This window comes from Arthrobacter sp. I3 (assembly GCF_000520575.1).
Lineage (GTDB): Bacteria > Actinomycetota > Actinomycetes > Actinomycetales > Micrococcaceae > Arthrobacter > Arthrobacter humicola_A.
On the sequence record NZ_KI914917.1, the window covers coordinates 18,436 to 28,294 of the forward strand.

At 67.1% G+C, this 9,859-nt stretch carries 11 protein-coding genes and 1 pseudogene; 3 read left to right on the plus strand and 9 right to left on the minus strand.

Translation table 11 applies throughout. The annotated features are described in order from the left end of the window. Window positions 1-8 precede the first annotated feature (8 nt). The 4 genes and pseudogenes from ispF (Y706_RS24530) to Y706_RS0109045 all read right to left on the minus strand — a co-directional run. Window positions 9-398, minus strand: a pseudogene (ispF, locus tag Y706_RS24530) (2-C-methyl-D-erythritol 2,4-cyclodiphosphate synthase); the annotation flags it as partial. A gap of 47 nt (window positions 399-445) precedes the next feature. Then, window positions 446-964 carry a 2-C-methyl-D-erythritol 2,4-cyclodiphosphate synthase gene (gene ispF / locus Y706_RS0109035; protein ID WP_156945104.1) on the minus strand — a complete coding sequence of 173 codons (519 nt, stop codon included), beginning with the start codon at window positions 962-964 and terminating at the stop codon, window positions 446-448. Next, window positions 961-1,806, minus strand: a complete 846-nt coding sequence (ispD, locus tag Y706_RS0109040) for a 2-C-methyl-D-erythritol 4-phosphate cytidylyltransferase (RefSeq protein WP_028276346.1) — start codon at window positions 1,804-1,806, stop codon at window positions 961-963. The genes ispF (Y706_RS0109035) and ispD overlap by 4 nt, the downstream gene beginning before the upstream one ends. Window positions 1,807-2,002: 196 nt before the next feature. Then, on the minus strand, window positions 2,003-2,485 hold the full coding sequence (locus tag Y706_RS0109045) for a CarD family transcriptional regulator (RefSeq protein ID WP_026266570.1): 483 nt from the start codon (window positions 2,483-2,485) through the stop codon (window positions 2,003-2,005). A gap of 326 nt (window positions 2,486-2,811) precedes the next feature. Between Y706_RS0109045 and Y706_RS0109050 the strand changes: the two genes are divergently transcribed. Further along, window positions 2,812-3,381, plus strand: a complete 570-nt coding sequence (locus Y706_RS0109050) for a hypothetical protein (RefSeq protein WP_028276347.1) — start codon at window positions 2,812-2,814, stop codon at window positions 3,379-3,381. A gap of 150 nt (window positions 3,382-3,531) precedes the next feature. Here Y706_RS0109050 and Y706_RS0109055 read toward each other — a convergent pair whose 3' ends face one another. Next, window positions 3,532-4,212 (minus strand): response regulator transcription factor, encoded by a 681-nt coding sequence (locus tag Y706_RS0109055; protein ID WP_028276348.1) that lies wholly within the window; start codon window positions 4,210-4,212, stop codon window positions 3,532-3,534. After that, window positions 4,209-5,441 (minus strand): sensor histidine kinase, encoded by a 1,233-nt coding sequence (locus tag Y706_RS0109060; protein WP_028276349.1) that lies wholly within the window; start codon window positions 5,439-5,441, stop codon window positions 4,209-4,211. The genes Y706_RS0109055 and Y706_RS0109060 overlap by 4 nt, the downstream gene beginning before the upstream one ends. A 207-nt stretch (window positions 5,442-5,648) precedes the next feature. Between Y706_RS0109060 and phoU the strand changes: the two genes are divergently transcribed. Then, window positions 5,649-6,311 carry a phosphate signaling complex protein PhoU gene (phoU, locus tag Y706_RS0109065; RefSeq protein WP_028276350.1) on the plus strand — a complete coding sequence of 221 codons (663 nt, stop codon included), beginning with the start codon at window positions 5,649-5,651 and terminating at the stop codon, window positions 6,309-6,311. A 152-nt stretch (window positions 6,312-6,463) separates the two neighbouring features. Here the strand turns inward: phoU and Y706_RS0109070 are convergent, their stop codons facing one another. After that, on the minus strand, window positions 6,464-7,210 hold the full coding sequence (locus Y706_RS0109070; protein ID WP_028276351.1) for a phosphoglyceromutase: 747 nt from the start codon (window positions 7,208-7,210) through the stop codon (window positions 6,464-6,466). 178 nt (window positions 7,211-7,388) lie between these two features. Here Y706_RS0109070 and Y706_RS0109080 point away from each other — a divergent pair, with 178 nt between their 5' ends. Beyond that, a complete protein-coding gene (locus Y706_RS0109080; protein ID WP_028276352.1) occupies window positions 7,389-8,237 on the plus strand; it encodes a class I SAM-dependent methyltransferase in 849 nt (282 codons plus the stop codon). 125 nt (window positions 8,238-8,362) lie between these two features. Here Y706_RS0109080 and Y706_RS0109085 read toward each other — a convergent pair whose 3' ends face one another. Both Y706_RS0109085 and Y706_RS24535 read right to left on the minus strand, forming a co-directional pair. Next, entirely contained in the window at window positions 8,363-8,722 is a 360-nt protein-coding gene (locus tag Y706_RS0109085; protein WP_028276353.1) for a DUF2516 family protein, read from the minus strand. A gap of 9 nt (window positions 8,723-8,731) precedes the next feature. Further along, a partial coding sequence (locus tag Y706_RS24535; RefSeq protein ID WP_084476039.1) for a trans-sulfuration enzyme family protein occupies window positions 8,732-9,859 on the minus strand: 1,128 nt, incomplete at its 5' end.

The following is a 9,859-nucleotide window of genomic DNA, read 5'->3' on the forward strand; positions in this document are numbered from 1 at the left end:
TGCGGTGATTAGCCTGCCGGATACACGAGCGCTGTTGCCACGGCCGAGATCCCCTCGCCGCGGCCCGTGAACCCGAGCCCGTCGCTCGTGGTGGCCGTGACGCTCACCGGCGCCGCGGCAGCGGCGCTGAGGACCTGCTGGGATTCCTCCCGCCGCGGGCCGAACTTTGGCCGGTTCGCCACGAACTGAACGGCGATGTTGCCGATTTCGAATCCGTGGGCGCGAACAATCCGGGCGGCCTCGGCCAGCAAGGTCACGCCGGATGCTCCGGCATATTCGGGCCGGTCCGTACCGAAGTGCGTGCCCAGATCCCCGATCCCGCAGGCCGAGAAAAGTGCGTCGGCGGCGGCATGGGCCACGGGGTCGCCGTCTGAGTGGCCGGACAGACCCCGCTCTCCCGTGCTTAACCAGCGGCGCCCAACCTGCGGTGCTTAACCTGCGGTGATTAGCCTGCCGGATACACGAGCGCTGTTGCCACGGCCGAGATCCCCTCGCCGCGGCCCGTGAACCCGAGCCCGTCGCTCGTGGTGGCCGTGACGCTCACCGGCGCCGCGGCAGCGGCGCTGAGGACCTGCTGGGATTCCTCCCGCCGCGGGCCGAACTTTGGCCGGTTCGCCACGAACTGAACGGCGATGTTGCCGATTTCGAATCCGTGGGCGCGAACAATCCGGGCGGCCTCGGCCAGCAAGGTCACGCCGGATGCTCCGGCATATTCGGGCCGGTCCGTACCGAAGTGCGTGCCCAGATCCCCGATCCCGCAGGCCGAGAAAAGTGCGTCGGCGGCGGCATGGGCCACGGGGTCGCCGTCTGAGTGGCCGGACAGACCCCGCTCTCCCTCCCAGAAGAGGCCGCCGAGCCACAGCGGCTGCGGCTCGTCCTCGGCGGCGAAGGCATGGACATCGATGCCGATCCCGGTCCGGGGAATGACCGGGGGAACGACTGGCGGGTTGGTGGACATGCTCATCCTTCCACCCAGCGCAAGCCCAGGGGTCCCTCGAGAAGGCCTTCGGCCAGGATCAGGTCCAGGGGCGTGGTGATCTTCAGGGACTGGCTGGCGCCGCGTACCGCGTGGACCGGGACCCCGATGAGCTCTACAAGCATCGCGTCGTCCGTGACGAGGGCGGCCTGGCCGGCGTCGAACCCGGAGGCGGCCTCGTGGGCGCGTTTCAGGGTGCTCAGGGCGAATCCCTGCGGTGTCTGCACGGCGCGGAGCGACTCCCGGGGCGCCGTCCCGGTGACCAGCTCGGGGGCCACCGCGGCGCCGTCGCCGGTGGTCGGTTCCACGGTCTTGACGGTGTCGACGACCGGTATCACCGGGATGACGGCCGAGGCACCGGCGCCGAGCGCCGCTGCCACGCGGTGAAAGACGGCTTCAGGCGTCAGCGCCCGGGCGGCGTCGTGGACCAGCACCGATTCGATATTCGGCAGGAGGGCCGCCATCGCTGCGCGGACTGAATCGGCGCGGTCCGCACCGCCGTCGACGACCGTCACGACGGGAGCCCGGACGCCGGGGCCCGACGCCGCGCCGGAGTGTCCGGCCGCAAGCTCCTGTGTGAAGGCCTCGCACAGCGCCCGCAACTCAGTGTCGCCCGGGGGGAGCGCAATGCAGATCTGCTGTGCGATCCCGGCAGCCGCCACACCGCGCAGTGCGTGGGTGAGGATGGTGTCCCCGCCCAGAGGCACTTTTGCTTTCGGCATGCCGTAGCCCAGGCGCTGGCCGGAGCCGGCGGCTACAACTATGACCGCTGTGGCGGGACCGGGCTGTGACGTATTCGCCTGCGACGTATTCGTCGGTGCAGTATCCATGGGCACAAGACTACGTCCCCGCGCCTCGGACCATCCCGTTGCCCTGGTTGTGGCTGCCCTGGAGCGCTCAAAGGGACCTCAACTGATAGCGCAACGGAGAGGGCGGCCGCTGAAAAAGGGCAAAAAGAAGCCCCGGCGGCTGACGCCACCGGGGTTCGATTCTTATCTTCGCCGGCCCTGCTGGGCCGGCCCTGTGCTAGGAAGCCAGGACCTCGTCGAGAACGCTTGCAGCCTTCTCTTCATCAGTCTTCTCAGCCAGTGCCAGTTCCGAAATCAGGATCTGACGGGCCTTGGCCAGCATGCGCTTCTCTCCCGCGGAGAGACCCCGGTCGTGATCACGGCGCCAGAGGTCACGGACGACCTCGGCTACCTTGATGACGTCACCGGAAGCAAGCTTTTCCAGGTTTGCCTTGTAGCGACGCGACCAGTTGGTGGGTTCTTCAGTGAACTCGGCCCGCAGCACGTCGAACACGTGCTCCAGGCCTTCCTTGCCCACTACGTCCCGAACCCCTACCAGGTCAACGTTTTCTGCTGGAACTTCAATGGTCAGATCACCCTGAGCCACCTTGAGCTTGAGATACATCTTCTCTTCGCCCTTGACGGTGCGCATCTTGATTTCTTCAATTTTGGCTGCACCGTGGTGAGGGTAAACTACTGTCTCGCCGACCTCAAAAACCATGTGGACATTCCCCTTTCCCGCAGACCAGTTTATCACGATTAAGGCATACAACTGGCATCAAAACGTGCCTGGAACCGCATGAATCCGGGGAAAATGGCCGCAATCCGCCCCCTCAAACCCCTTGACGAATGCGGATAATAGTGCCTGCAGCCCTAACTGCCAAGAGGTTTCCGTCCCCCGCCGAGCCGGGTCCCGTCGCCGGAGGAGCACACTTGGCCGCGCTTGTGTGTAGTCGCCGAATCCTTGTTTGCGGCCGATTGCGGCTAGGCTATGGCTGAATAATGTTTCAAGACTCTCAAGGAGTGCGTGACGTGCGTTTCACTGCGATGAACCGGGGCCAGCGCGGCAAGCTGGCAATGGCAACGGCTGCACTTGGCATCGGCCTGTTGTCCCTGACCGGCTGCGGCTACATCAACGCCCAGCAGACCACGGAGCAGTACGCGGCCTCGGACGGAACCCGGACGGATCTCGGTGCGCTGCAGCTGCGCAACTTCATCATCGTCTCCGATGGCGAGGACAAGCCGGGCCGTGTGATCGGCGCCGTGTACAACACCTCCTCCAACGACGTGGTGCTGACCATCAAGGGTGCGGAGGGCTCGCAGACCCAGGTTCCGGTCAAGAAGAACTCCTACACCATGCTCAACGACTCCACCGACGCCGCGATCCTGACCCCGGCCGGCGCCAAGCCGGGCGCCGTCCTCGAGGTCACCATCTCCGAGAACGGCACCAACAAGGAAGCCAAGTTCACGGTTCCGGTCATGGACGGCACGATCGTCGACTACAAGTCGTACCTGCCGACGCCGGCGCCCACCGAGTCCGGCACGGCCACGTCGACGGAGACGGCTACGCCGACCGACACGGCCACACCGACGCCGAGCAGCACGGCCGGCCACTAGCTTCAACGGCTGGACCTACTGCAAAAGGAGGGGCACCTGCAGGTGCCCCTCCTTTTGTGTGTCCCCCGATGTTCAACTGCGCCGGACCTCCAGCGGCCCGGCCGCCCGGCGGCAGGGCAGCAGCGGCCGCCGGGCCGCCTCTTCCGACCTTTAGGGCTCGAACTTGTAGCCCAGCCCCCGGACCGTGATCAGGTACCGCGGCGCGGACGCATCCGGCTCGATCTTGCTGCGCAGCCGCTTGACGTGGACGTCGAGGGTCTTGGTGTCCCCCACGTAGTCGGAGCCCCAGACCCTGTCGATCAGCTGCCCGCGGGTCAGGACCCGGCCGGAGTTCCGCAGCAGCATCTCCAGCAGCTCGAACTCCTTGAGCGGCAACGCGACCTGCTCGCCCCCGACGCTGACCACGTGGCGTTCAATGTCCATCCGAACAGGACCGGCCTGCACCGTGGTGGAGACAAGTTCCTCCGGCTCGCTCTGGCGCCGCAGGACGGCCCGGACCCGGGCCACGAGTTCCCGCGAGGAGTAGGGCTTGGTGACATAGTCGTCGGCACCCAGTTCGAGCCCCACCACCTTGTCGATTTCCGAGTCCTTGGCCGTCAGCATGATCACGGGCACCCCGGAGCGCTGCCGGAGTTGGCGGCAGACCTCCGTGCCGGACTGGCCAGGCAGCTGCAGGTCCAGGAGCACGAGGTCGGCGCCGTTGCGGTCGAATTCGGTGATGGCGTCCAGTCCGTTGTCCACCACCTCCACTTCGAAGCCTTCTTTACCCAACAGGTAGGACAGGGGGTCGCTGAAGGACTCCTCGTCCTCGACAATCAGAATCCTGCTCAAGCGGTAGCTCCTTGCTCATGGACGCCTGCGGCGTCACGTCGTTGCGGTCTGGGGTCCCGACTGGAAGTTTGGGCAGCGGGCTTGCCCGCCTCGGGGACGTCGCCGTCGTCCTGCCCTTCTATCTCGGGAAGTCGAATGGTGAACGTGGAACCCTGGCCGAGCCGGGACCACAGGGTCACCTCGCCGCCGTGGTTGGAAATGACGTGCTTGACGATGCTCAGGCCAAGCCCGGTGCCGCCGGTCTGCCGCGAGCGGGCAGCATCCACGCGGTAGAAGCGCTCAAAGACGCGCTCCTGGTCCTCGGCGCTGAGCCCATCGCCCTGGTCCGTCACCGAGACCGCCACGAGACCGTCCTTGGCCCGGATGCCCACGCCCACCTTGGTGTTCTCCGGCGAGTAGCGGATGGCGTTATCGATCAGGTTGCGCAGGGCGGTCACGAGAAGGTCCTGGTCGCCGTAGACCAGGGCATCGGCGTGCCCGCCGACCACCAGCTGGATGTTCTTGCTCTCGGCCGGCAGCACGGAGCGGTCCACGGCCTCGCTGACCACAAGGTTGATGTCAACCGGGCGGCCCTGCTGCGCGACGTTGGCGCCCTGGAGCCGGGAGAGTTCAATGATGTCCTGGACAAGCGCCGCAAGCCGTGTCGACTCCTTGTGCATGCGCTTGGCGAACCGCTTCACCGCCTCGGGGTCGTCAGCGGACGACTCGAGTGCCTCAGCCAGGAGCGAGATCGCCCCGACCGGTGTCTTCAGTTCGTGGGAGACGTTCGCGACGAAGTCGTTGCGGACTTCCTCGGTGCGGGTGAATTCAGTCCGGTCATCGGCCAGCAGGAGAACATATTCCTCCGTGATGACGGCGGCCCGGACCTGGACAACTATCGTGCCCTGGCCGAGCGGGCCGCGCGGCAGTTCCAGCTGCTGTTCGAGGATGACGCCGTCCCGCCGCACCTTGGCCGTCAGTTCCAGCAGCTGCTGGTGCACCACCGTGTGCCCGCGGACCAGGCCGTAGGCGTAGGCGGCGGGGCTGGCGCGGACCACGCCGTCGATCGCATCCACCACCACGAACGCGCGGCCGAGGACGGCGAGCACTTCCGCGGCCCCCTCGGGCAGCGAAGGGTCATCGACGTCGACGTCGACAATATGCCGCTGCTGCTCACTGACCCGGAACGCGAGTACGCCGAACATGCCAAACGAGAGGCCGATCAGGCCGGCGATCACGCCGATGAGCATTGGATCCACGGCTCCAGCTTATGCTCTGCCACGTGACCGAAACCGAAATCTCCTGCGATTCGGGCAGCGGTTCAGCTAACGTTCACCTATTGGGGCGTAACAGTTCACCGGACACTGAAAGAGTTGACAGTTGGAGCGCCGGTAGGTGAACCGAAATAGGCCCGCCACTTCGATTGCAGGCAATATTTCCGAGGAAAGGACGCACACGTGCGTAAGGTTTTTCAGGAGGAGCTCGCCCAGGTAAGGGAACAGCTCGTCGAGATCTCAGCGCTGGTCACAGAGGCCATCGACAAGGCCACGACAGCTTTCCAGGGCGCCGATATCGACCTCGCCGAGGACGTGATTGCCGCCGATGCCCGCATCGACTTCCTGCAGAACAGCCTCGACGAGCGGGCCATCGACATCCTCGCCCTCCAGGGCCCGGTGGCGAGCGATCTGCGCATGCTGGTTGGTTCGCTCCGGATGAGCGCCTCGCTCGAACGCATGGGCGACCTCGCCCGCCACCTGGCCCAGCTGGCGCGTCTGCGCTATCCGGCGTCAGTGGTCCCGGACCAGCTGCGGGAGACCTTCAAGGCTTTCGCGGAACAGGACCTGCTGATCGCCCAGAAGCTCACGGAGCTGCTGGCAACCCGCGACCTCGGCGTGGCCCGGGAGATCATGAAGGCCAACGGCGCCGTCAACGACCTTCACCTGAGCGTTTTCCAGGCGATCGCCCGCAGCGACTGGCAGGAGACGCCGGCCACCACGGTGGACGTTGCCCTGGCCAGCCGCTACTTCGAGCGGTTCGCGGATCACGGCGTCTCCGTGGCCCAGAAGGTCACGTACCTGGTGACGGGCGCGTGGCAGCCGAGCACGATCGAGCACAACTGACTCCGGCCAACTGCGGCTGATTCAGCAGCAGTTACAACGGCGCTGATAGCACCGCGCTGATACGAACGACGGCGTCCGGTCACCTTGGGGGTGGCCGGACGCCGTCGTTTGTGCTCTGTGCCTTGCTTAGTGCCTGGCCGGGCGGGGACCGGTTACTTCTTGCCCTGGTTAGCGACGGCCTTGATGGCCTCGGCGGCGGCCTCGGGATCGAGGTAGGTGCCGCCCGGGTTCAGCGGCTTGAAGTCCTCATCCAGTTCGTAGACCAGCGGGATGCCGGTGGGGATGTTCAGGCTGGCGATGTCCTCGTCGCTGATCCCGTCAAGGTGCTTGACGAGTGCACGGAGCGAGTTGCCGTGGGCGGTGACCAGGACGGTCTTACCGGCCCTGAGGTCTTCCTTGATGTCTGATTCCCAGTACGGCATGAGCCGGACCAGGACATCCTTGAGGCATTCGGTGCGCGGGATGGCGTCGCCGAGGTCCGCGTAGCGCGGGTCCCCCACCTGGGAGAACTCGGAATCGTCAGCCAGGGGCGGCGGCGGGGTGTCGTAGGACCGGCGCCACAGCATGAACTGCTCCTCGCCGAATTCGGCGAGGGTCTGGGCCTTGTCCTTGCCCTGCAGCGCGCCGTAGTGGCGCTCGTTGAGCCGCCAGTCGCGCTTGACGTCGATCCAGCCGCGGTCGGCTTTTTCCAGGGCCATGTTTGCCGTGTTGATGGCCCGCTTCAACCGCGAGGTGTAGAGGATGTCGGGGAGGATGTTGTTCTCCACGAGCAGCTCGCCGCCGCGCACCGCCTCGGCACGGCCCTGGTCATTGAGGTCAACGTCCACCCAGCCGGTGAACAGGTTCTTGGCATTCCAGTCGCTGTGGCCGTGGCGCAGCAGAATCAGCTTGTAAGTCATGGTTTTCATCCTAGCCGAGCGGTTGGCGGCGGTGCCGAGCGTTACACAGCGCGCGTTTCAGAGCGTGCCTCACCTTCTGCTTCACCGCCCGCTTCAGGGCAACGCGGGGTCGCTGCCGGTCCATCCAGCGGCCACCACGGAAGTGAGGTGACCCCGCGTTGGAGGATAGGCTTGGGCGGTGGTGCAGAAGGCTGAACGGGTGCTGGCCCCCCGGAACAAGGGCGGAACGAGGGGCAGCGCGCGCGGCGGCAGGCCCGTGGGTAACGTGACCCGCGGAACCACGAACCCCAACCGGATGCGCCGCGTGGACCGCTGGCTGACGGGGCCCCAGGCATGGCGGCTGCGGGCCGCGGCCCATCCTCTCGCCGTCGACCTTGGGTACGGCGCCTCACCGGCCACCGCCGTCGAACTCTTCGAACGCCTCGCCGCCGTCCGCGGGGACGTACAAATGGTGGGGATCGAAATCGAACCGGAGCGCGTCCGGCAGGCCCAAGCCCTTGAACGGCCCGGCCTAAGGTTCCAGTTGGGCGGCTTCGAACTGCCCATGACCGGAAAGCCCGTGCTGGTCCGCGCCTTCAACGTGCTGCGGCAGTACGAGGAGGCCGACGTGGCGGGCATCTGGCGGCTGGTGCAGGACCGGCTGGCCCCGGGCGGGCTGTTCATCGACGGCACGTGCGATGAGATCGGACGGCGCGCCGCCTGGGTGGCGCTGGACGTCGAGCGGCCGCTGAGCCTGAGCCTGTCCATGCGGTTCGGTGCCTTCGTGCTGCCCTCCGACGTTGCCGAAAGGCTCCCGAAGGCCCTGATCCACCGCAACGTGCCCGGCGAGAAGATCCACGCCTACCTGCAGGCGATGGACCAAGCCTGGCTGGAAGCGGCGCCGCTGGCGGCCTTCGGAAACCGGCAGCGCTTCGGGGCGATGTGCCGCGCACTGCTCGACGCCGGTTGGCCGATCGAGGACGGCCCGTCCCGCTGGCGGCTGGGCGAAGTGACGGTCGGCTGGGAAGCCGTGGCCCCGGGAGCTTAGGTGCCGGTGGTGGGCCCACGCCGGCAGGGTTCCCTGAGCGAGCTTGCGAGCTTAGGGTGCCGGTGGGGGGCCCACGCCGGCAGGGTTCCCTGAGCGAGCTTGCGAGCTTAGGGTGCCGGTGGGGATCACCAGGGGCCGTAGGGGCCCATGTTGCTGCCGCGGCCGCGGCCGGCGTCCTTGACGGCGGGGCGGACGTCGGCGAGGTACACGGACGCGGCCGTCACCGCCGCAAGGCCGAAAATGCCAAGCGAACTGGCGCCGCCACCGCTGCCCAGCTGCGAGAGCAGGGAGAACAGCCCCACGGCGAACGCGCCGCCGGTCAGGGCCAGCCAGAAGGTCTTGGTCCGCTTCGATACGGCCTCGAACGCGTTGGCCTTGTGCCGGAGGCAATCGAAAAACGCCCATGCCTCAAGGACAAAGGCCACGACAGCCAGGACCAGGTAAACCCCGGATTCGACAAAGTAAATGAGTATGCGTCCGTCCACTCCCCCAGCCTAGCCGTCCAGAGTGCCCAATGCCTGCTCCAAATCGGCCCAAAGGTCTTCCACGTTCTCAATGCCCACGCTCATCCGGACCAGGTTGTCCGGCACGCTCTCCGGCTCGGCGGCGTGCCGGCGCCGGCGTTCGATCAGGGATTCCACCCCACCCAGGGAGGTCGCAGGGAGCCAAAGCTGCAGGGCGCGAATCATGCGGTCCGCGGCGTCCGCGCCGCTGAGGCCACTGCCCTGCCCACCCACCGGTGCCACCTCGATGCACAGGACGGAACCGAAACCCTTCATCTGCTCCTTGGCCCGCGCGTGGCCGGGGTCCGAGGCCAGCCCTGGGAAGCGGACGCCGGCGACCTTCGGATGACCGTCGAGCCGCTCGGCCAGGATTTGGGCCGACGCCTGCGAACGCTCGATCCGCAGCGCCAGGGTGCGGAGCCCGCGCAGCGCCAGCCACGCCTCGAATGGTCCGGCGATTCCGCCGTGGATGGTCCGGTGGTGCAGCAGGGCGGCGCGGAGACCGGCGTCGGACGTCACCAGGGCACCGAGTACGACGTCGGAGTGGCCGGAGAGGTATTTGGTCACCGAATGCAGCACGACGTCGGAGCCCAGGCTCAGGGGCTGCTGCACCAAGGGCGTGGAAAAGGTGTTGTCCGTGACGACGATGGCGCCGGCCTCGTGCGCCGCGGCGGTCAGCGCCCGCATGTCCGCGACGCCGAGCATGGGGTTCGTGGGGCTCTCCAGCCAGAGCATGCTTGCGGCGCGCCCGCCCGCCGGGGCAAGCGCCGCAAGTACGGCGGCGGTGTCCGCGATGTCCACCGTCCGCAGCTCGAGGAACCCCTTGGCCGCCAGTTCGGTGGCCATGGTGACCGATCCCGCATAGCTGTGCGACGGCATCACGAGCACGCCCTGGGCGGGCACCAGGGACAGGGCTGAACTCACGGCGGCGAGTCCCGACGCGTAGAGCAGGCCTGGCAGTTCCGCGCCCTCCAACTGCCCCAGCGCCTCTTCAAAGGGGTCCCATGTGGGGTTGGAATACCGGCCGTAGCCGCGGTCGCCGTCGCCCAGCGGTCCCGTGCCGAAGTAGGTCGAGGACAGCACCAGCGGCGGGTTGACCGGTTCGTCGCGGGTGCGCGG